This window comes from Leptospira inadai serovar Lyme str. 10, from assembly GCF_000243675.2.
Classification (GTDB): Bacteria; Spirochaetota; Leptospiria; order Leptospirales; family Leptospiraceae; genus Leptospira_B; species Leptospira_B inadai.
This window is the reverse complement of sequence record NZ_AHMM02000006.1, coordinates 77198-98995: the sequence shown is the minus strand read 5'-3', so window position 1 is coordinate 98995 and position 21798 is coordinate 77198. Positions and strand designations below refer to the sequence as shown.

Here is a 21798-nt window from a genome sequence, read left to right as displayed (position 1 = left end):
AGAAAGGTGAAGTTGAATAAATGATCGTTACTGGATTCGAACTACGGGAAAGACTTAACGCAGAATCCGCTTCGGAGGTGTACAAGGCGGTACGCAAAGAAGACGGAAAATCAATCATCATAAAATTTCTCCCGGTGCTCGACGAGTTGCACCCGTCCATCGTTAACCTGCGAAACGAGTATGAAATTTTAGGCCTTCTCGATTCGGGCAAATTCGTAAAAGCGTTAAAATTCGAAAAGCTGCAGGACGGTTATGCGCTTTTCATGGATTATGTTCCGGGCGGTTCCTTAAAACAATACATCATTAAGAAACCCCTCGTTCTTTCCGAATTTTTTCCCATCGCGATTCAGCTCGCCGAAAGATTAGGCGAGATTCATTCCAAGAAAGTAATACACAAAGATATTAAACCCGAGAATATCATTTATAATCATGATGCGAAGGAGATCCGGATCATCGATTTCGGGATCTCGACACGATTGAATAAGGAGGAAACTTCCTGGTCTTCTCCTAATATTCTGGAAGGTTCGATTCATTACGTCTCTCCGGAACAAACGGGAAGAATGAATCGTTCGATGGATTATAGGAGCGATTTCTATTCCTTGGGCGTTTCTTTTTACGAAATGCTTACCGGAAAACTTCCGTTCGAAGGAGAGGATCTATTACAATTAGTTCATTCTCATTTGGCCAAAAATCCGGTTCCGCCTAAGCAAACCCGATCCGAAATTCCAGTTGTACTTTCCAATATCGTAATGAAGCTTCTTGCGAAAACCGCCGAAGATCGTTATCAAACGGCGAGAGGTCTGCAAGCTGACCTCGAAAAAGTGTATTCTCTCTGGAAGGAAAACGCCGAAATACCCGATTTTCCCCTGGCTCAAAACGATTATTCCCAGGAATTCAAGATTCCTCAAAAGCTATACGGACGAGGAGAATACATAAGCACTCTTCTCGATGAATTTAAGGACGTTGCGGCAAACGGCCGGACAAGAATGGTCCTAATCGGCGGCTATTCGGGCGTGGGAAAATCTTCCCTAGTCCGTGAAATTAACAAACCGTTAACCGAATCCAAAGGTTATTTCGTTTCGGGAAAATTCGATCAGTACAATAGAAACCTTCCCTTTTCCGCCGTCATCCAAGTCTTTTCGAGCCTAGTCGAATTGATTCTCACCGAACCGCCGGAAAAAATCGAATCTTGGAAATCCAAGATTCGTAAATCGCTCGGAGCAAACGGAAAAGTAATCACCGACGTAATTCCCGAATTAGAGATCATCATCGGCAAACAGGAACCGATTCCGGAATTAGGACCCCAGGAAAATGCCAACCGCTTCTACGTAGTATTCCAGAATTTCATCAAAGTCTTTGCAGGATCGGAGCATCCGCTCGCGATTTTCCTCGACGATATGCAATGGGCAGATACGGCCTCCCTGGAATTATTGAAAAACCTAATGGAAGACGTAACGGTAAATTACCTCTTTCTAATGTTAGCGTATCGAGACAACGAAGTCGACGACTCGCATCCTTTTCAGACCTTAATCGACGCGTTGGATAAGGAAGGATTGGAACCGCACAAGATCGTTTTACATCCGCTCCTTGTCTCGGATGTGAACGAACTGCTCTCGGATAGTTTACGCACTCCCCGGGAACAAACGAAAGAACTTGCCGAAATAATACACGCGAAGACCGGCGGGAATCCGTTCTTCATCGGAGAACTCTTAAAGCAATTATCCAAGGAAGATGCGGTTTATTTCGACCTTTCATCCGGAAAAGTCGGCGAAGCTCGCTGGAAATGGGACATCCCTAAAATTAAGAATACGAAAATTTCCGACAACGTCGTCGAGCTCTTGATCAATAGGATCCGGAAGCTATCTCCCGTCGTTCAAGAAACTCTTAAAATGGCATCCTGTATCGGGAGCAATTTCGACTTATCTCTATTATCTCGAATTTTAGGGGGAAGCTTTAAGGAAACTCTAGCCTCTTTACAGGAATGTATAAACGAAGAGTTGATCGTCCCGATCGGTGAAAATTATCGGGTCGCCGAATCCTTTCAGGAAACGGCGATCAACAAAGACAAAAACGATCAAACCGCAAAAACCGTATTATTCCGCTTCCAGCACGACCGAGTACAACAGGCCGCTTACGAAATCATCGACGAGGAAAAGAAAAAGGAAATCCGCCTTAAAATAGGAAGATTCCTCTTGGAAGGCATCGAGGGTAAGCAGCTAGAAGATGCTATCTTCGATATCGTAAATCACCTCAATACGGGCTCCTCCCTAATCGTGGATCCCTCCGAGAAAAAAAGATTGGCGGAACTGAATTTATTGGCCGGAAAAAAGGCAAAAAACTCGACCGCATACAAACCGGCATCCGTCTATATCGCCAAAGGGAGGGACCTCCTGTTCACACTTCCGGAAGGAACGCAGGGAGATGATAAACTTTGGGCGACTTATTACGACCTCTGTTATTCGATTCACAAGGAACTTGCGGAAACCCAGTATCTTACCGGGAACTTCGAGGATTCTCAAAAAACGATCGATCTATTGCTCAAACACGGCAAGACAGCGGTCGAAAAAGCGGAAACCTATAATCTTTTGATAATACAATATTCCGCACAGGGAAAATACGACCTAGCCCTCCCGACGATCATCAAGGCTCTCAAACCGCTCGGTGTCGACATTCCCGAAAAGGACTTTGACAAGGTCCTGACCGAAGAAATCGAAATCGCGAACAAGGCTTTGGAAGGAAAAACGATCGATTCCTTATTGGAACTTCCGCTCATCCAACAACCGGAACAAATCATGGCCGTAAATTTGCTCATTGGCGCAATACCGACGGCGTATAATTTCGCCCTTGCCTTATTTCCCGTCATCTGCCTTAAAATGGTTAACCTTTTTCTAAAATACGGTAACCTCTCCGATCCGTACGGATATTCCGCCTATGGAATCGTTCTATCTTCGGGATTTCAGCAATACAGGAAAGGTTTTGAATTCGCCGAACTGGCCGTAAAAGTCAGCGAGAAACATAAGAACCCGAGTGGAACTACCAAAGCGGCGAATATTTTAGCGAATTATACGACTCCTTTCGTAAGACACCTGAAATTTTCGGAAGAGATCAATCAAAAAGGAATCCAATCCAGTCTCGAATCCGGGGAGTTTTTACACGGCGGGTACTGCGCGATGAACGACGCGGTCAACGTAGTTTTACAATCCAAGAATATAGAATTGGCTAAAACCAAAATAGATGCGTTGCTCAAATTTTCCAGAAAGGTAAAAAACAACTTAGCCATCGATACCGTTTTGGGCGCCACGCTAATTGTATCCAATTTAAGAGGCAAGACCGCGTCTCATTTGGAATTTTCCACGGAGGAGATGAGCGAACAGGAATTTTTAGAACTTTGTAATGCTCATCAAAGCCCGTTCCCAGTTTGCCTCTTTAAAATCATGAAGTCCAAACTTCTGATGGCGTATGGAGAGTTCGCCGCCGCACTGAAGGAACTCGACGAAACGGAAGGATTATTGGCTTACATTTCCGGACAAATTTCGGTGGAAGAGCACGCGTATCTGCATGCGTTAGCGATGGCCGCAAATTATAAGGTCTCTTCCCAAGAACAAAAAGCCAAGTTCATGGAACGAATTAAAAAGAATCTGGCAAAGTTAAAACTTCTCTCCGAAAGCGCGCCCGAAAACTTCGAACATAAATATTTACTGGTGGAAGCCGAACTTTCCCGCTTGGAATATAAGAATTGGAAAGCGGCGAAGACGTACGAACTCGCGATCCAACTGGCGAGTAGAAACGATTTTTCAAACGACGAGGCTCTTGCCTGCGAGTTTGCCGGAAGATTTTGGTTAGCGAAAGGTAGCGTTAAAATCTCTTCGCAATACATTAGCGACGCCTACCATCGATACGGAAAATGGGGGGCGATCAAGAAGCAGGAACTTCTTCGCGCGAAACATCCGGAATTCCTACGCGAGAAAAACCGGGATACCGTTCGCACGACCTATACGATCGGTACGATGGGAACTCATACCGCCGCCGCAACGGAAGTTTATACCGGTCAGACCCTGGATTTCCAATCCATTCTCAAGAGTTCCACCGCCATTTCCGGCGAAATCAAACTTGAGGCACTGTTGGATAAGCTCATGCAAATCTCCATAGAGAACGTGGGGGCTCAAAAAGGGATTTTGATTCTTCGCAGGGACGGAAAGCTATACGTCGAAGCCGAAGGAAGCATCTGGGATAACGAAGTTCGAGTTCTCCAAGGTATACCGATTCAAGAAAGCAAGAATATTCCGATTAGCGTCATTTATTACGTGGAACGAACTAAGGAAGACCTCGTTCTAAAAAATGCGCACGCCGACGAAAAATTCAATAAGGATCCGTATATTAGGGAACAGAAAACAAAATCCGTCTTATGCTCTCCGATCATTAAACAGGGAGAACTAATCGGAATATTATATTTGGAGAATAATCTTTCGGAAGCGGCCTTTACGTCGGATCGGCTACAAACGATTTCTATCCTTTCTTCGCAAGCGGCGATTTCCATCGATAACGCCCTACTTTATGCCAATTTGGAAGAAAAAGTCACGGAACGAACCAAGGAATTGGCAAAAGCGAACGACGATTTAGCTTTAAAAAACCAGCATATTACCGATAGTATTACGTATTCTTTAAATATCCAACAGGCAATTCTTCCCGCGCCCGAAGTTCTGAGCAAATTTCTACCGGAGTATTTCGTCCTTTTCCGTCCTAAGGACATCGTTTCGGGCGATTTCTATTGGTTTTCCAAACAAGAAGATGCGATCTTCATCGCGGCCGTCGATTGTACCGGGCACGGCGTTCCCGGAGCACTCATGTCCATGATCGGCAACACTCTTTTAAACCAAATTGTCAACGAAGCCGGTATATCGGATCCGGGAACGACTTTAGAATATTTGCATAGAAGCGTCCGGCAAGCCCTTAAACAGGACACCGAACAAACCAATTCGCGGGACGGAATGGATATATGTCTGCTGAAGATAGATAAAAACAATTTATACTTTGCCGGTGCAAAACGGCCTATTTTTATTGGAAAAGCGGGAAACTTGTCCGAAATTAAGGGGGATAGAGCTTCCATCGGCGGCAGGCAAAAAGAAGAAACGCGAAAATTTACAACACATACCATTCCCCTGGAATCAGGGGTTCGTACCAGTGTTTACTTGACTACGGACGGTTTTATGGATCAACCGAACCCGGACCGACAAAAAATCGGAACAAAAGGATTCGTTAATTTTCTCGAAGGTATAGAACACCTCTCTTGCGAAGAGCAAAAGGAAAGGTTGGAGTCCTTCCTATTGGCGCACCAAGACAATGAGACGCAGCGGGACGACATAACACTGATCGGAGTAGTCCTGGACGGACAATAGGAGAAGTTTCTGAAAAAGGAAGATGCTAATGATGGACAATGAAGTCATAAATTTATTCAAAAGCTACAAGGATGCCAGTGAGTACAACCTGCTAGTGTCGTTTAAAGGCAGGCTGTCGCAGGAGGTCCTCACGGAACTTGGTTCCATGATTCGGACCTCCTTGAGTTCCGAATCCAAGATTAAAAAAATCTTCGCAGTATTTATCGAACTCGCGCAGAATATGTTACATTATTCGGCGGAGCGCCAAATGAACGAAGAGATGAAGGAGGCGGGTGTCGGGATTCTCGTAGTGAGGGAAAATTCGATTGGCTATCATGTTGGATCGGGAAATCTGGTCCATAACGAGAAGCTCGAGTTCCTATCGGAAAGGATCCAAAAGATCAACTCTATGAACAAGGATGAATTGAAATCCTTTTACCAGCAACAGCTCAGGTCGGAAAGACCCGAGGATAGTAAGGGAGCCGGGGTTGGATTAATAGATATTGCGCGGAAGTCAGACGGACCCCTTGTTTTTCATTTCGACTCGGTGGACAACAAAAACTCTTTCTTTACTATCTCCGCATTCTTTACGAAGGAAAACTAAGAATGGAATCCTTACACATACAACAAACTAAAACTTCACCTGAAGTTATTCTAGATTCAACGAAAGGCGTAGCCGAGATTATAGGCGAGTCTTACCCGGAAAACGCGATGGCCTTTTACAAGCCGGTTTTCGAATGGTTAAACGCAATGCAGGTTGCCGGAAAACATATCCAATTCAGATTTCAAATGGATTATTTCAATACCAGCTCGTCGAAAGTGATCATGGACATTCTTGATAACCTTCAAAAATTCCACGAGAAGGGCGGAAAAGTCGAAGTAGAATGGCTCTACAAAGAAGACGATGAGGATATGCAGGAGACCGGCGAAGAATTTTCCTCCGATCTTAGTCTGTCCTTCCGGATGAAGTCCTACAAATAAAGTCTCCGGGCGGAAAAATCCGGTGATGGAAAAAAACGATTCGCAAAAGGAAATCAAAACCTTCTTCGAACATGAGTACCAACTCCTGTCCGATGCCCAATCTTTTCTAAGTAATTCTTCCAGCAAAGAGCAGGCTAAGGATAAATTACGCGCTCTCTCCGATTCGTACGAATCCCTACTCAAACAATCTTCCAAGATTATGAGAATAGGAGATTCCACTCAACATAGGTTACTTAAAACTCAGGAAGCACTTACGAATTCCAACATAATGTTGGAATCCGCATACATGGACCTAAAGTTGGTCACCGAAGTCGGCAGAATCATCACTTCTTCCCTCGAGCCGAAAGTCATCATCCAATCCGTATTTGAAAACACCAAATCGATGGTTCCGATGGATATCCTCGCGTTCGGAATTTACGAAGAAGATAAACACGCAATCAAGTATAAGTTTTGTGTAATCGACGGAAGATACACGCCCGCCCCTTCGGTTGATTCCCTAGATGAAGACAACCCTTCTTCCTTTTGTTTTAAGGAAGGTTCCGAATTAATATCGCTGGATATAGACAAGGATTATCCCCAGTACGTCGACGAAATCCGCAAGCATTTCGGGGAAAATACCAAATCCGCGGTTTATCTTCCGTTGAAAGTCGAAGAACGCTTCATAGGAATACTTACCGTTCATAGTTATGAGAAAAACGCCTTCGCTCCGAACCAATTGAATATTCTGAGAACCCTGGCCAACTACGTGGCAATCGGGGTGGATAATGCGGACGCTTATCGCGCCCTTTCCAAACGAAACAGAGAGCTAAAAGAATCTTTGGAAAAGATCGAAGTCTTAAACAAAGGTATCGAAGAGGAACGGCAAAAATCCGAAAACCTTCTACTAAACATTCTGCCTCGCAGTATTGCGGACCGTCTGAAAGGAGGGGAAGGAGTCATAGCGGATTATTTCTCCTCCTCTACGGTGCTTTTCGCTGACATCGTGGGGTTTTCGAAACTGACCACCAAGATCGCGACACCTACGAGATTAGTCGAGATTTTGAATCGAATCTTTACCGAATTCGACGGAATCGCGGATAAATACCGGCTCGAAAAAATTAAGACGATCGGTGATTGCTATATGATGGCAGGAGGCATCCCGGTGCCGGACCAAGACCATGCCGATAAAACGGCCCAGGCCGCCTTAGAGATGCTGGATCGGCTGGAAAGACTGAAACCCGATTTGGAATACGAATTCAACGTACGGATCGGACTTCATACAGGGGAAGTCGTCGCCGGCGTGATCGGTAAAAATAAATTCGTGTACGATCTTTGGGGAGACTCGGTGAATACCGCCTCGAGAATGGAATCCCACGGATCGACCGGCAGAATCCATGTCTCCGAATCCGTCTATCTGACTCTAAAAGATAAGTACGATTTCGAAGACAGAGGGACCATCGAGGTGAAGGGAAAAGGCGCGATGCATACCTATTTCCTTTTAGGTAAGAAATAGGCCGAATCATCCATTCAATTAACCTAATGCTTTGATCACATCCGTCGGAGCTTGTACGAGCTCGATCAGAACTCCTTCGCCGCAGAGAGGAAATTCTTCGTTTCCTTTCGGATGAATAAAAGTCACATCGTGACCTCCCGCGCCTTTTCGAATTCCACCCGGTGTAAAACGAACTCCCTTTGAAGTTAACCATTCCACCGCCTTATGAATATCGTCCACCCACAGTCCGATATGATTCAATTTAGGATCATTCACTTTCGGACTTTTTGAAGGGTCTACGGGTTCCATAATATCCACTTCGACGGCATACGGGCCTTTCCCCATTCTTAGAATATCTTCGTTTACGTTTTCTTTTTCGCTACGATATGTTCCGGTGCTTTCCAGGCCGAGAATATCCACCCAAAAGTTCTTTAACTTATCCTTACTATCCCCGCCGACGGCAACTTGCTGGATTCCGAGAATCTTAAACGGTCTCATAATAAACCTTTCTGTTTTTTTTCCTAATTTTTTCGCTAGAAATAGGATGGCAAATCATTTGAGATACGCTTAAAGAGTCCGTGCTTTCGGATAAAAATCAATTTTGCAATTCCGATAAAATGCGAAATTCGAAGGACTCCCCAAAACTTCTCCGAATGGAATCGGATCATTCGATAAATCGAAATACGGCTTCCAACGGAAAATGATCGCTGGCCTCGGCAGCATCTCCCGATCGAATCACGGAATAGAAAATCTTAACCAATCCCTTGGAAAAGAAAATATAATCGATCGTCCTATCCGGCTTTGCAATCAACGGATCGTTCGGATAATAGGTGAAAAATTTTTCCTTATCGGACCCGTTCAATTCTTCCGGCGTTGCTCCCGACGACCATTTATCAAAAAGAGGTTTTATTTCCTCGTCATCACTATAATAGAAAGCTCCGTTCGGGTGCAAAGAGGATCGCTTGAATCCGGGAGGCAGTAGATTAAAATCTCCCCCTAAAACCCAATCGGCCTTCTCTTCGTCCAATCGGGATAATAGTCCTGCGAGAAAGTTCACTTGCTTTTGCATGGTATCCGTTCCCATCGAAAACGCATCCAAATGGGTATTCAATGCTACGAATTTACCGCCTTCCGTAATCGGTAAATCGACTTGTAAGACCGCCCGCTTTAATTGGAATTGATTGCTAATCGGATCCAGCTCGGCAAGCGGCAATTGATGGCGAATGGCAGTGCTGATTTTGTATTTACTCAGAGTTACGAGCTTCATTCCCACGGACCCGAGAATTTTAGGATGTGGAACGAACCCCGCCTTCCAGTAAAATGCCTCCGCCCGGCAAGGATACAGATCTCCAAGCAAGGGAAGAAGTCGTTCCGATTGATTTTCACCGTGAGTTCTCCGCGCTCGGTCATCCACTTCCTGAAGCAAAATAATATCCGGACTTTTTTCCAAGATGACGTTAGCTACTTTTTTTAGCGTAGATCGGATCTCTTCGGATGTCGGCGCGGTATCCGGCCCGGACTCGTCGGGCACGTCGTACCAAAAGACCCTTTCCTTGCCGGCAAAATATTGGACATTCCAAGAAAGGATTTTTAATTGTTTCGCCTTTTGCACCGTAGGCGGATTCGATTCGCAGAGGACTTCCACCTCCTCCATTGCATTCGGGTGGAATGTTGAAAAATAAACCGCGATCAGTAGCAAAGCGAATGCAATGAGCACCGTGTATAATGTATTTTTCAGGATTTTCAAGATCCCTCCTTGGGGCACAACATGAAGTGATGCCTATTCCTTTTGGTAAGGCATCCTTTCTAAATATTCGGCGGGTTTCGTCCACAATTTTCGAATCGGATTTTCACCCTCGTAAGTAGTCGTAAAGGCTTTCCCTTTTTGGGGGGATTCAAGAGAATGGAACCGACCTCATGTACAAACGCACGATATCATCTTTTTTCCTGGTTTTAAGCCTATTTACCGCTTCACTGTCTGCGGAAGAAGTCGAACTACAGGTCACACTGAAAAACGGCACGACAGGCGGTGTAGGATCCGCGGAGAAAATTAAACTATTCGCGCTGGAACGACAGATGATTCCCCTTTCGATCGGAGATATCGGCCCCGTTAAGGGCAGTTTCCGTCTCCCAAAAGTAGAAGCTCCGGACGGTTTGCCCATACTTTTACAAGTGACCTATGGGGGAGTGAATTATAATAAAATCGTTCCACCCGTTCCGGTAATGAGAACGCAACCGCAGGAAGTCACGGTCTTTGAAAAGACTCAGGATCGGTCCTTGATCAAAACAAAATCGTTATTGCAGATCACCAGATCGAAAGATTCCTTAATCGTGTTTAAGGTTTTTATACTACAGAATAATTCGATTCCCCCTCGCAGCTTCCAAAACGAGTCGGACCCGATAGAAATTTTCACTCCTGCGGAAGCGTCCGACGTTTCCGCACAACTTACGCAAGGAGCCGGCATGGGAATCCCGTTACAGCTAAGACCGGGAAAGCAGGGCTTAGCATTGGATCGCCCGATTCTCCCCGGCTCCTCTCAATTATATATTTCTTATTCCGTTCCCGCTACCAATCTTGCACCCGCCACATTTAAGGATAAGCTTCTATTCGAAAAAAATGACGGGGAACGAGTCGTGTTCGCAAAACCCAAGGATATGGAGCTATCCTTCGGTGGCGCGAGGAACGTAAGGAAATTAGAAGCGGACGTACCCGAGGACGTAAAAGCGTATTCGATTTCCTATTCCGCTCCCCAACAGGAAATAACGATTTCCGTCAAAGGAGGTCAAGCGGTGGAAACCTCTTCAGCCGATCAGGAAAGAAGTATCGAGAACGGTAAATTTTTCGTTTCGGCCGAAAAGACCGTCTTGGGTGTGGTGGCGATATTGGGTCTTTTGTTCACTCTTTCCTTCCTATTCGTTTATCGTAAATTCGCCTAGATAACTAAATTTAACGAATCACGAGGGTTTGCAAGGAATCGCAAACCCGACATCTTACTGAAGTTCCTTGTTAAACGACAGGCAGTTTCTCGAACGAGGATTTTCCGATTCGTTCATTTTTTCCGAAGTGTTCCTATCTCTGGATAATTTTATTATTTCGGACCGTATTTAGTTTGACATAAAACTAAATACGTCTATAATTTCTGAATGGAGGGGAACATCCGTTCGATTCAATCATGGAAGAAAATCAGTATAAAGGTCAAATCATCGATGCTTGGGCTCAACCGGCCTTGGTTTCGATGGTTCAAAAATTGCCGGAGATCGCATCTCTCTTTAAACGATCCGGTTCGGGTGGCTATGCCCGAAAAAGTCTTTCGCCCGAAGAAACCGTCGACCTACTCGACGAGGCCGGAGTCGAGAAAGTATTGTTACGGGCTTGGTGCCGCCCGGGCCAATGGGTCTGCACGAACGATCAAATTTACGAATACACGAATCGATATCCGGATCGGTTTGTCGGAATCGCGACTGTCGATCTCTCAAAACCGGTGGAAGCCGTTAAAGAATTGAGGCGAGCGATCAAGGACCTAGGTTTTAAAGGACTATTCGTTCTTCCTTGGCTTTGGCAGCTTCCGCCCAACCATAAATTGTATTATCCCCTCTACGTGGAGTGTATAGAGTTAGGAATTCCCTTTTGCACCCAAGTAGGGCACACCGGTCCGCTGATGCCCTCGGAAACGGGAAGGCCCGTCCCCTATTTGGACGAGGTCGCCTTAACTTTCCCTACGTTAAAGATCGTAGGCGGCCATCTAGGGTTTCCTTGGACGGACGAGATGATAGGATTGTGCATGAAACACCAGAACGTTTACATCGACACTTCCGCGCATTTACCTTCTCAGTATCCGAAGCAGTTGCTGGACTATATGAAAACATCCGGAAGAAGTAAGGTTCTATTCGGTACGAATTTTCCCCATCTCGAATTTAATAAATGCGCAAATCAAGCGGCCGTTTTGGACTTACCGGATCCGTCTCTAAAAAGATTTTTTTACGCGAATGCGAAGAGAGTTTTTCAAATTTAAGACAAAGAGGATTTCTTAGGAAGAATCAGTATCGATAGTCGGAGCGGCTCATTTAGTTCGGTCCTTATGAAAGGAAAATCCGCCGACTTCCCGCGCCGATTAAAGAACTTCATTTACTATTCTTTTTCGTTATAGGAAGTTTTCGGATCGATTTTTTTTCGAAGCTAGGCCGGTCTTAATTTTTTTTTTGACCGGTCTTTTCGGGAACCAATGAATCCAAAAATTCCTTAATGTCTTTTAACACCGTTTCCTTATCCGGGGAAACCTCGTTCATCGTCTCATGATAAAAGCCGGGATACGTTTTAATTCTCTTATTCTTATAGACTAAATGATTATAAAATTCGAGACTTCCTGCCGGATCCGCAATCCTATCTGAGAGGCCGTGTAAAATCAAAATCGGTGTCCTCAAAATAGCCGCCTTCTTATTTGCGATCTCGCCCTGTTGAAAAAGCTCGTATCCCATCGAGAAGGATATCTTACCATGAACTAAGGGATCCTCCACATAAGCCTTTACCACTTCGGGGTCGCGACTAATCAAGTTAACGTCCAGATTCGCATCCAAAGTCGTATCTGGGGATAGTTTGCGTAAAAAGCCGGCCACGGCGATTTGAAATTTCTGGAACGTATTCGCCGGAATCTTTAATGCCGGGGAACTAGCTACGACTGCATGCAGATAATCCTGATTAATGCCTTCCAAGGCGTATCGAATGACTACGACCCCACCCATGGAATGACCCAGAAGCAGAATCTTATCCTTCTTTTCTCTACGGCGAACTTCTTGGACAAAATCGGCCAAATCATCCACGAATAACTCGAAGGTGTCGGCGTGCCCCCTCTTTCCGTCCGATTTGCCATGACCGCGCATATCTAAACCGTAAAAGCTTACGTCACTATCTTTGAAATAATTTATTAAATTACCGTATCTTCCGCTATGCTCGCCGAATCCATGATTAAACACAAGTACCCTATTTGCATCGGGTTTGATCCAAGCCTGACAATAGAGTTTGGTATTGTCTCGGGAAGATTGGATATAGAATTCCTTGTGTTGGTAGGCCATATGCTAAGACTCCGAAGAAGGGTGCGATTCCGATCGAAGCTATCGATACTTTAACAAAGGGTCAAGCCTTTATTGAATCTAGCGTAACAAAGCCGAACGAATCGAGTATCCGAAAGAATCACCTACAATTTCGATAAGCGACAAGGGGTGAAAGCAGTTCTAATTTCGACGTTCGAAAGATCGAACGAGTGCATAACCTTCCCGTCGAAAGTATTCGTTGACGATTCGGATTCTTCATGTTATAGAGTCCAAGCTTGCAAACTTCGCTATCGAGTCCCCGGCAAGCGAACGTCCCCTCACTCCGGATCGGGATTTTTGAATCGGTTACGAATGAATAACAGCCGAAGACAATCGGATCAGGAAATGTGTAGAACTCAAGAATCAAGGATCGGAGAAATCGGATGTCCCAGCCATCTTCTAAAAAAAGCTTATTACGATATATCGGGTTAGGCGAACTCGCTTCCTGCGGAGGCAACGCAGTCCTGGCCTTTTGGATGATTTTAGGGATGGCGTTTTTCCTCTTTGCCGACCAAAATCTTATCGCACCCAACCTGCGGAATATAGCTCGCTCTTTTGGAATAACCGAACAAAAGGAAATCGATTGGAAAATGGGCGGAGAGATTCCGATTTTCTTCTTCGTCTTAGGAGGATTAGTCTCCGTAAACATGGGTTACCTGACCCAAAGATTTTCCAGGAAGGCCTTAGTGGTGGGAACCGTATTGTTAGGCGAAATTCCCTGTTTACTTTCCGGTTTTGCGCAGACTTATAATGAGTTCCTACTGCTTAGAACTTTAACAGGCTTCGGGCTAGGAGGAAGCTTTCCTTTATTGTTCTCCATCTTAGGGGATTATTTTTCGGACAAGTCCCGATCCATCGCCTCAGGTTATCTTTCGCTCGCAATGGGATTAGGAGTCGGCGTAGGTCAACTCTTCGGAGGAATTATAGGCCAAGCGGATTTAGAAAACGGATGGCGGATGAGTTTCATTTATATGGCGGCCCCTTCCTTCTTTTTTATGATCGTCTATGCCCTTTTTTGTACGGAACCTGCAAGAGGTAGAACCGAGAAGGAATTCACCGAAATAGCGGATTTGACGACCGACGAAGCGGATGTTCGTTTAACATGGAAGGATTTAAGAATATTATTTGCGAACAAGACCAATATCGGAATTTTTTTGCAAGGGATTCCGGGATGCGTACCTTGGGGAGTATTCTTTACATTTTTAGCGGACTATTACGAGAACGATTACGGAATTCCAAAAGCAAGCGCCGCCGGTCTTATGACGTTCGCGGCGATCGGAATCTTTATAGGAACATTCTTTGGCGGAATCATCGGCCAGAAACTTTATAATAGGAATAAATCTTATATGCCGATCTTTTGCGCGGTAATGGTCTTATTAGGAACAGGCCCTAGCGTTTATCTTCTTCACGCGGGTTCGGCAGCACTCCAACCGGCATTTATTTGGATAAACGTAATTACCGGATTTATTATAGCGGTGACGGGACCGAACGTGAGAGCCTTGATCCTAAACGTGAACACTCCCAAAAACAGGGCCGCCATGTTTTCGCTTTATAATCTCACCGATGACTTAGGAAAAGGATTAGGGCCGGCGATGGCCGCCATTATTCTAGGATTTGTCGCAGAGCGATCGACTGCCTTTACCATCGCGGTTCTTTTTTGGATACCCTGCGGTTTATTTTGGTGGATCATTTTAAAGAATTTCCGGCAGGACGAAGCGAATGTGCATAAAATCCTGTCCGAAGAAGCGCAAAAATTGCGGAGGACGGCTTAGTGGTTTTGGAAGATGCAAACGTGTTTTTATTCGATATAGAAGGAACAACCACGCCTATCGAATTCGTGCATAAAATTTTATTCCCTTACTCCACGCGAAATTTTCTCACTTTCTTTCAATCCGTTCCCCTTGGAAAAAAATTATTGGATGAATTGTTCGTCGCCTCAAAGCAGGAATCCGAATTCGGAAAAGTCTTGGATTCTCGACCGGAATCATTGGCCGATTTTTGCGCGTTTCTCGTTTCTAAAGATAGAAAATTGGGAGCCTTAAAAGAAATTCAAGGTAGGATTTGGAAACAAGGATATGAAACCGGAGAACTAAAAAGTACGATCTTCCCGGACGTTCCGAAATTTTTACGGCGCATCGAAAAGTCCGGCAAGACTTCGGCAGTGTATTCTTCCGGAAGCGTCGAAGCGCAAATCTTAATTTTTCGATACTGCGAAGCCGGAGACCTGACTCCGAATTTCCGGGCGTACTTTGATACCTCCGTAGGCGGCAAACGCGAGGCGGAGAGTTATCGCCGCATAGCCGAAACATTAGAAGTCGAACCTTCTACCATAGTATTTTTCACCGATATTAAGGAGGAAGCGGAAGCCGCTCAGACTGCCGGATTGCATCCTTATATTTTAGATCGTCCGGGAAACTATCCTCAGGGAGAACATTCTTTTCCCATTTTATCTTCCTTTGACGGCATATTGGCCGAATTTAGCTGAATTCGAGACTAGGGAGATCCTCGGTTTCGGCCGAAATTCGTAGTATGGCCGTCCTACGCGTTCTGCTTCTTCTCACTATTTCCTATAATTTTTTTCCCCGGAATGTTCATGCCAAAGAAGTGATATACGCCTTCCGCGACCCCGGAATGCCTAAGAGTACTAAAAAAGACGATAAACCGAGAAAAGAGAAAATGATACTGATCGGAGAAACCATGATGTTCGATAAGGTAAAGCCGATCGAATACGAAGGTCAGTATAAGAATTTAGAATTGGGTTACGATATTCGTCCTGATATCGTAACCGTGAAGGTTCATTATGATCCGGGTATCCGTCCCGGTCAAATTCTCTATTTGATCGAAAAAGACTTCGACCATGAGACCTTTAAGGACGGGAATATCGTCGGACAGATCGAAGTGAAGTCCGTTTTTCAAACCGCGTTTATCGGGAAACAATTACGCGGAATCGGATATCTAGGAATCGCGAAAGAGAAAGTATTATCCGTAGCCTACCCTCTATCATCGGAACAAGCGGGCCCCGCTTTGGTGGAACGCAAAAAGGGAGATTATTATTATACGAGAAACGAGATCCCCGAAGCGATTCAGGCATATCGGAAGGCGATCCGATTAGACCCTTCTTCTCCAACGGCTCATTTTCGTCTCGGGTTACTTTATTTAAGCGAGGCTATTAACGACTCTAAAGACTCATCCTGTTCGGGAATTTTACCGATGAGCGCCGGAGCGGAATTCGCATCGGCCTGGAAGAAGAGAGGACGATTCGATTCCGACCAAGACGCCGTCCGATTCGCCCGCGAATATATTTCCTTTTTAAACTGTAAATCCGAACAATCTCCCACGTTCGTAAAAGGTAGCACGACTCCGGAAGAATTGGACAGAGCGCAGGACGTTGCGAGGGTCGGTTTTGAAATCTCCAAATCCGATTACGAACTTTTGGTCAGGAGCGCCGAAACTTACTATCGATTCTATCTAGCTTATTCTCCGAAGAAGCTTCCTCCCAATATGCAAAATACCGAGGAGTCAGCAAAACTCAGAAAACGCCAAGACAAGGCATGGGAAATCTCGGAGAAGCTGTTAAAAGAAGCCGGTCGTGATAATATTACCGATTATCGAATTCATCGCTTAACAGGATTGTTATACGCAAAACGTTTTTTTGAAATTTCAGGCGGATTGCAAGCCACGACCATCAGCCCCGAAGCGGGTTTCCTTCGAACCAAGGCGCTGGAAGCGATCCAAGCCTATAAGCAACACAAACCCAAGACCGTAGTCGGTGATACGGAAATTCTTACTCTAGAAAAGGATTTAGGCGGAAGCTAATTCTTTCGAATCTATTCTTCAAAAAAAACGAGAGGCATATAGACTCTCGTTCAAAATCAAGGCCTTTCGTAATATTACGGAATCATTTTCGGAGGAATTCCGACATGCTCAATTTCAAGAACCGTCTCAAAATGCGGACTCAAGTCTAAACTCAAACTTCGATAGCGTAATAAACTCCGGTCGAAAGCCCGATTGATCGCAATTTCTATTTAAATTTTTAATAATACATTTGCGAAGATAATTGATTCCCTGCCAATCCGCAGTTTCTCCTCTCGTCTTGCAGGTCCCCCCGGCTACCATTGACGTTTTATCCGAAAAATAGTACCTTCCCGTCGAAGGAACGTCTAAGAAAAAGAAGCGGAAAACTGTGGAGAATCGGATGCAAAAGAATACTTATTTTTTTCTTTTCGAAGTAAGTAATCCAATCCGGATGAAATCCGCAAATTTACAAATTAATAAATTAAAGAAACAGTCTAATTATTACAGCTTTGCGAGTTTCGTCGACCCAAACAGGATCGAGGAGGTGCAATGATGGAACCTCGACAGTCTATCCGAAGCCCCTTTCTTTTCCTTTTGATTTTTATCGGTTCGTTCGCGTGTCAAAACATCGGCTTTCAAAATAATCTAATTAACTCCAATTCCAAGTCGGCGATTTCGACAATGGATCCCGTACATAGTCTTTTGCTCGCGGATTTGATCCTCGATCAAATGGAATTGACTCCGGACGAATGCATGAGTACTTACGGAGCGATGAACCTAAGTTGGCCGCTTCCCGATTACTACGGAAGAATTTCGTCCGACACTCGAGATTATGCGAACATTATCGGAATCGATTCTACGATGGATATATCCAGGCAGTACGGCGGGTTCTTAAACACTAGCCAATCCTTGTCCGTCGCCGTTATAGGAAATACCGCTTGCGATGAGATTACTCAATTGGATGCGATCAAAACGCAAAATCCTCGGAATTTTATCATTTCAACCGCGGACGCAAACGGGCTCCTACACGGGATAAATAACGATTACGTAGTCTTTACCGTTAAACGACTGATTTCTAAAATTCGAGGTCGTTGGCCAACGATCCGGATTGCGGTTGTCGGTATTCATCCGACTCGCAATGCGGCTATCAATAATAATAAAGATTATACGAACTCGCAAGTCGGCGCGTATATGCAAACTCTAAGTAATTCCTGCTATTATGATCCGCTCCCCTTATTCGGAGTCGGTCCCGGAGAATCGGCCCCCACCTCTTTGATGCTGGACACGGTTCATTACACCGAGGCCATTTCCTTCCAAATCAAAAGTAAATTGCAAACGGTCTGCGGAATCTCGATTTGATCTAGGTGAGGATTCCTATAAGATCCCGTACCGTACTGTGGATACGGAATTTCCTGAGAATGAAATAAGTTGACGAAAAAAAAAAGATTCAAAGAATTAAAATCCAAGCCGAACATCGACATAACGACGGAAAAAAGTCCGATCCTAGTTTTAAAATCGAAATTAGAAATGAAATTCAGCGAAAAATGAACGAGAGCCATCCGAAAAATTTTGTAGGCAGTATAGAGATACAAGTTAAGGACGAAATCGAAGACATTTCTTTTCCTGTTTTAATTCAGTATCCTACCCTAGAGCCTTCTACCGTAACGGCCTTCGGGCCATACAAAATGGATATAAGTCGCGAAGCCCGTATTACCGAAGGACGATTTCCTCTGGTCATCATTTCGCACGGTAACGGCGGCTCTCATCTTCTCTATCGAACAATCAGTACCCATTTGGCTAAAAACGGGTATGTGGTGGGAATGTTAGAACATTACGGAAATAATCGTAATAATAATGAATTAGAAAATACGACCAAAAATCTCGTTTACCGACCGAGGCACGTAAGCCTAACGATTGATGCGATACTTTCCAGCAAAAGATTCGGCGCGAGTTTACTTTCGAATCGCATCGCCGTATTAGGACATTCAATGGGCGGTTACACGGCCTTGGCATTAGCGGGCGGTGTCCCCTGGACGAAAGAAGGAAAAAAAATCGAAGCCCCTTCCGACCCAAGAGTGAAGGCTATCGTTTTAATGGCGCCGGGTGCGGGCTGGTTTATGAATTCCTTGGGTACTGTCACTGTCCCTATCCTTATATTTATGGCGGAACACGATCCGATTACTCCGTCATGGAATGCCGAAGTCGTGCTCAATAGCGTCCCCGATAGATCGCATGTTACGCTTCGGACGATCAAGAATGCGGGACATTTTTCTTTCCTAAGTCCTTTTCCGACCGCTATGAAAAATCCCAACTTTCGGCCGTCGATAGATCCGGAAGGTTTTGATCGGGAACAGTTTCATAAGCAACTTCCGGTAGATATATTAGACTTTCTGAATGATAAACTAATGCGAAGGGCAGAGGACTGAACATTGATGAGCCGGGTTTCCATCTTCCGGAGAAAAATTCCTGTGTACACGGGATCTTTCCTCCACTTCTGTAACTTTTCCAACATCTAGCAGCTACTGTCTTCCGTCCTCTAACCTCTGTCTTCTGAAAAAGCGAACGCGTCTGTCCTCAGTCTTCAGTCCTCTGCGTGGGAGCTCCAACAAAAAAGTTTTTATAAAAAATGCTTGGCAAATTCGGAGATTTATGATATAGAGCCAAGCACCCTCTCCCACGAGCCCTCCTCCACCACCCAAAATCAGGGTGGGGGCCCGCTGAATAATCGACTAGTACGTCCTAGTACCGCACCGGAGATGTGCAGGGCCTTAAATCGCGCATGACCAAAATTCGAAGCTCTCTATGTGAACTCCCGCACAGACGGCTGACGACAGAACATTGATGAGCAGAGTTTCCATGTTCCGGAGAAAAATTTCTGTGTACAGGGGATCTTTCCTCTACTTCTGTAGCTTTTCCAACATCTAGCAGCTACTGTCTAGCGTGAGCAAAGCGAGCGCGTCCGTCTTCAGTCCTCTGTCTTCTGAATACGACAGTTCATTGATGAGCAGAGTTTCCATGTTCTACAGGAAGATTCCTCCGTTATCAGCAGATTTTTCGTCTAACCCCGCTGCCTTCCCAACATCTAGCAGCTACTGTCTTCTGTCCTCTGACCTCTGTCTTCTGAAAGCGGCAACGATGTGTAGGGTGCGAAGCAGTCGCAGCGCTTGCGGATAACGGTTTATGTTAAGAGAAAATAGTCGCTGAGACCGTAGCGAATGCGAAGCCCGGAGCAGCGTGACCCGAACGGAAGTGAAGGGGGCCGCCCGTGCTGAGGACAGAATATTGATGAGCAGGATTTCCATCTTCCGGAGAAAGATTCCTGCGTACAGGGGATCTTTCCTCTACTTCTGTAACTTTTCCAACCTCGAGCAGCTTCTGTCTTCTGTCCTCTGACCTCTGTCCTCTGAAAGCGCCACAAAAGAAGGAATTTTAGATAAAATAAATAAAAATATTTACATTTATTCTTATTTAGCACATTGGTGACTCCGCTACGATCTATTGTTTGGACGATGCCGACCGGAATGAAGAAAGAGACATATACAATTCTCGAAACAAACGTCCGTCTCTCGGAATCGAAAGTATGGAAATACCAGCGAAACTACTTCGAACAAAGAGGCCAAAAAGCCTGGTTCGACGGCGAGGTTCCCTTTTACGGAACATCGAATTCTTTTGCCGCGTGTACTCAGGCGGAATTGCTGCTTTCACTACTAGAAGATCTTCCCGACCCGAAGCCCAAAATAAGAATCATCGAATTAGGGGCGGGCACCGGTAAATTTGCCCATCTATTCCTCTGCGCCTTAGAGAGGATCCGACCCGAACGAATCCGGAAGAATGATTTTCTATACATCTTAACCGATTTTACCCTCTCTAATATTCGGGAATACCCAAAGCATCCGGCTCTCCGGTCATGGTTCAAAAAAGAAATTATAGATTCCGCATTATATGACCTGGAAAGGCCCGAGGATATCCGTTTGCAATCGAACGGGTCCTCTCTTTTGGAGGAGCCGAACTGCCTTTACGTTTTCATCGCCAACTACGTGTTCGATGGAGTTCCCCAAGATCTCTTCGAAGTCAGAAACGATTGCCTTTACGAAGTCAGGGTTTGCACCTCGCATTCCGAATCGTCTTGGATCGAGACCGATCCCTACAACCTCGGCAAAATCCAAATCCGACTGGAAGAAAGAGTTTGGAACGATGGCCCGTATCAGGATGCGAGCTGGAACCGAATCTTAAGGACGTATCGAACGGGAGACGCAGAGCTTTTTCTTTCCTTTCCCACGACGGCATTCCGATGCATGGAGACTTTGTCGGAACGATTCCGGAAGAGTATATTTATTATTTGTGATAAAGGAACCTCCACGATCGAGGATCTAGTTCCCTTTCGCGCCCAAGGGCCGGTAGAGCACGGAAGTATCTCGACACCCGTAAACTTTCACGCGATAGGACAATGGGCTCGCAATAAAGATTGGCAGGTCTGGGAAGATACGGAAGAGCGGGACTATTTGAGATTGAACATTTATACCCCACTCGAATCGAAATTCGCGAACGTCGATCGAGAATATAGTAGAATCAATCGCACACTTTCTTTGGACGATTACGTTTATCTTCGAAGAAGCTGGGAAAAACTGACCGAGATAGTTCCATTACGAGAAATAATCTCTTGCTTAAAAATCAGTAGCTGGGATCCGAAAGTTTTCCTAATGTTTTATGATAAAATTATAAATCAGTTGGATAGTGGTCCGTCGGATGTTTCGCAAATCGAAGCGTTGAAGCGAGGGCTTTTTTTCATTCGCCAAAAGAACTTTTTCGATACCGAAGAGGACGTGTCCTTTGCCTTGGGAACCGTGTACGGAAAAATCGGGGAATCCTCGGAAGCGGCATCCGCCTACCGCGAATCCCTAGAAAGATACGGAGAGAACCTACATACGAAATTCAATCTAGCCTTATGCCTGATCGATTCTGGACAGCCCGATGAAGGAATCATCCTTTTGAACGAGCTTCGCGCAAAACACCCCGATCTTCCGATTCCTGCTTTGACTCCGTTACGAAACGGAAACGAACAGGAAAACGTTTTTCAATAAGGAAAAA

At 45.1% G+C, this 21798-nt stretch carries 15 protein-coding genes; 12 read left to right on the top strand and 3 right to left on the bottom strand.

The window, feature by feature from the left end:
- Positions 1-20 precede the first annotated feature (20 nt).
- Genes LEP1GSC047_RS01180 through LEP1GSC047_RS01165 form a run of 4 tightly spaced genes read left to right on the top strand, consistent with a single transcriptional unit; the run spans position 21 to position 7848 of the window.
- Positions 21-5396, top strand: a complete 5376-nt coding sequence (locus tag LEP1GSC047_RS01180; RefSeq protein WP_010412765.1) for an AAA family ATPase — start codon at positions 21-23, stop codon at positions 5394-5396.
- 28 nt (positions 5397-5424) lie between these two features.
- Entirely contained in the window at positions 5425-5979 is a 555-nt protein-coding gene (locus LEP1GSC047_RS01175; protein ID WP_010412768.1) for a SiaB family protein kinase, read from the top strand.
- Positions 5980-5981: 2 nt separating this feature from the next.
- A complete protein-coding gene (locus tag LEP1GSC047_RS01170) occupies positions 5982-6356 on the top strand; it encodes a DUF1987 domain-containing protein (protein WP_010412771.1) in 375 nt (124 codons plus the stop codon).
- A gap of 25 nt (positions 6357-6381) precedes the next feature.
- On the top strand, positions 6382-7848 hold the full coding sequence (locus tag LEP1GSC047_RS01165) for an adenylate/guanylate cyclase domain-containing protein (protein WP_010412773.1): 1467 nt from the start codon (positions 6382-6384) through the stop codon (positions 7846-7848).
- 18 nt (positions 7849-7866) lie between these two features.
- Here the strand turns inward: LEP1GSC047_RS01165 and LEP1GSC047_RS01160 are convergent, their stop codons facing one another.
- On the bottom strand, positions 7867-8325 hold the full coding sequence (locus tag LEP1GSC047_RS01160; protein ID WP_010412776.1) for a VOC family protein: 459 nt from the start codon (positions 8323-8325) through the stop codon (positions 7867-7869).
- A gap of 166 nt (positions 8326-8491) precedes the next feature.
- Complete coding sequence (locus LEP1GSC047_RS01155; RefSeq protein WP_020988112.1) at positions 8492-9574, bottom strand: endonuclease/exonuclease/phosphatase family protein; 1083 nt, start codon at positions 9572-9574, stop codon at positions 8492-8494.
- 170 nt (positions 9575-9744) lie between these two features.
- Here LEP1GSC047_RS01155 and LEP1GSC047_RS01150 point away from each other — a divergent pair, with 170 nt between their 5' ends.
- Together LEP1GSC047_RS01150 and LEP1GSC047_RS01145 are read left to right on the top strand one after the other, a co-directional pair.
- Positions 9745-10764 carry a hypothetical protein gene (locus LEP1GSC047_RS01150; RefSeq protein ID WP_010412782.1) on the top strand — a complete coding sequence of 340 codons (1020 nt, stop codon included), beginning with the start codon at positions 9745-9747 and terminating at the stop codon, positions 10762-10764.
- 236 nt (positions 10765-11000) lie between these two features.
- Positions 11001-11840, top strand: a complete 840-nt coding sequence (locus tag LEP1GSC047_RS01145; protein ID WP_010412785.1) for an amidohydrolase family protein — start codon at positions 11001-11003, stop codon at positions 11838-11840.
- Positions 11841-12015: 175 nt separating this feature from the next.
- Here LEP1GSC047_RS01145 and LEP1GSC047_RS01140 read toward each other — a convergent pair whose 3' ends face one another.
- Entirely contained in the window at positions 12016-12897 is an 882-nt protein-coding gene (locus LEP1GSC047_RS01140; protein WP_020988076.1) for an alpha/beta hydrolase, read from the bottom strand.
- A 401-nt stretch (positions 12898-13298) separates the two neighbouring features.
- Between LEP1GSC047_RS01140 and LEP1GSC047_RS01130 the strand changes: the two genes are divergently transcribed.
- From LEP1GSC047_RS01130 to LEP1GSC047_RS01105, 6 genes are all read left to right on the top strand, one after another.
- The gene (locus tag LEP1GSC047_RS01130) at positions 13299-14687 is read left to right on the top strand and encodes an MFS transporter (RefSeq protein ID WP_010412791.1); all 1389 of its coding nucleotides are present in this window, start codon (positions 13299-13301) and stop codon (positions 14685-14687) included.
- Positions 14687-15400 (top strand): acireductone synthase, encoded by a 714-nt coding sequence (gene mtnC / locus LEP1GSC047_RS01125; RefSeq protein WP_010412794.1) that lies wholly within the window; start codon positions 14687-14689, stop codon positions 15398-15400. Before LEP1GSC047_RS01130 ends, mtnC begins: the two co-directional genes overlap by 1 nt.
- 44 nt (positions 15401-15444) lie before the next feature.
- Positions 15445-16731, top strand: coding sequence for a tetratricopeptide repeat protein (locus LEP1GSC047_RS01120; RefSeq protein ID WP_010412798.1), 1287 nt, complete (start codon positions 15445-15447; stop codon positions 16729-16731).
- Positions 16732-17259: 528 nt separating this feature from the next.
- Positions 17260-18069 carry an SGNH/GDSL hydrolase family protein gene (locus LEP1GSC047_RS01115; protein ID WP_020988069.1) on the top strand — a complete coding sequence of 270 codons (810 nt, stop codon included), beginning with the start codon at positions 17260-17262 and terminating at the stop codon, positions 18067-18069.
- A 185-nt stretch (positions 18070-18254) separates the two neighbouring features.
- The gene (locus LEP1GSC047_RS01110; protein WP_010412807.1) at positions 18255-19136 is read left to right on the top strand and encodes an alpha/beta hydrolase family protein; all 882 of its coding nucleotides are present in this window, start codon (positions 18255-18257) and stop codon (positions 19134-19136) included.
- A 1095-nt stretch (positions 19137-20231) separates the two neighbouring features.
- The gene (locus LEP1GSC047_RS01105; RefSeq protein WP_039933873.1) at positions 20232-21791 is read left to right on the top strand and encodes an SAM-dependent methyltransferase; all 1560 of its coding nucleotides are present in this window, start codon (positions 20232-20234) and stop codon (positions 21789-21791) included.
- Positions 21792-21798 lie beyond the last annotated feature (7 nt).

What these genes read in the sequence shown, in the direction of transcription:
- LEP1GSC047_RS01180 (WP_010412765.1), top strand. Translation starts at nt 21, where the DNA reads ATGATCGTTACTGGATTCGAACTACGGGAAAGACTTAACGCAGAATCC.
- LEP1GSC047_RS01175 (WP_010412768.1), top strand. Translation starts at nt 5,425, where the DNA reads ATGATGGACAATGAAGTCATAAATTTATTCAAAAGCTACAAGGATGCC.
- LEP1GSC047_RS01170 (WP_010412771.1), top strand. Translation starts at nt 5,982, where the DNA reads ATGGAATCCTTACACATACAACAAACTAAAACTTCACCTGAAGTTATT.
- LEP1GSC047_RS01165 (WP_010412773.1), top strand. Translation starts at nt 6,382, where the DNA reads ATGGAAAAAAACGATTCGCAAAAGGAAATCAAAACCTTCTTCGAACAT.
- LEP1GSC047_RS01160 (WP_010412776.1), bottom strand. Translation starts at nt 8,325, where the DNA reads ATGAGACCGTTTAAGATTCTCGGAATCCAGCAAGTTGCCGTCGGCGGG.
- LEP1GSC047_RS01150 (WP_010412782.1), top strand. Translation starts at nt 9,745, where the DNA reads ATGTACAAACGCACGATATCATCTTTTTTCCTGGTTTTAAGCCTATTT.
- LEP1GSC047_RS01145 (WP_010412785.1), top strand. Translation starts at nt 11,001, where the DNA reads ATGGAAGAAAATCAGTATAAAGGTCAAATCATCGATGCTTGGGCTCAA.
- LEP1GSC047_RS01140 (WP_020988076.1), bottom strand. Translation starts at nt 12,897, where the DNA reads ATGGCCTACCAACACAAGGAATTCTATATCCAATCTTCCCGAGACAAT.
- LEP1GSC047_RS01130 (WP_010412791.1), top strand. Translation starts at nt 13,299, where the DNA reads ATGTCCCAGCCATCTTCTAAAAAAAGCTTATTACGATATATCGGGTTA.
- LEP1GSC047_RS01120 (WP_010412798.1), top strand. Translation starts at nt 15,445, where the DNA reads ATGGCCGTCCTACGCGTTCTGCTTCTTCTCACTATTTCCTATAATTTT.
- LEP1GSC047_RS01115 (WP_020988069.1), top strand. Translation starts at nt 17,260, where the DNA reads ATGATGGAACCTCGACAGTCTATCCGAAGCCCCTTTCTTTTCCTTTTG.
- LEP1GSC047_RS01110 (WP_010412807.1), top strand. Translation starts at nt 18,255, where the DNA reads ATGAACGAGAGCCATCCGAAAAATTTTGTAGGCAGTATAGAGATACAA.
- LEP1GSC047_RS01105 (WP_039933873.1), top strand. Translation starts at nt 20,232, where the DNA reads ATGAAGAAAGAGACATATACAATTCTCGAAACAAACGTCCGTCTCTCG.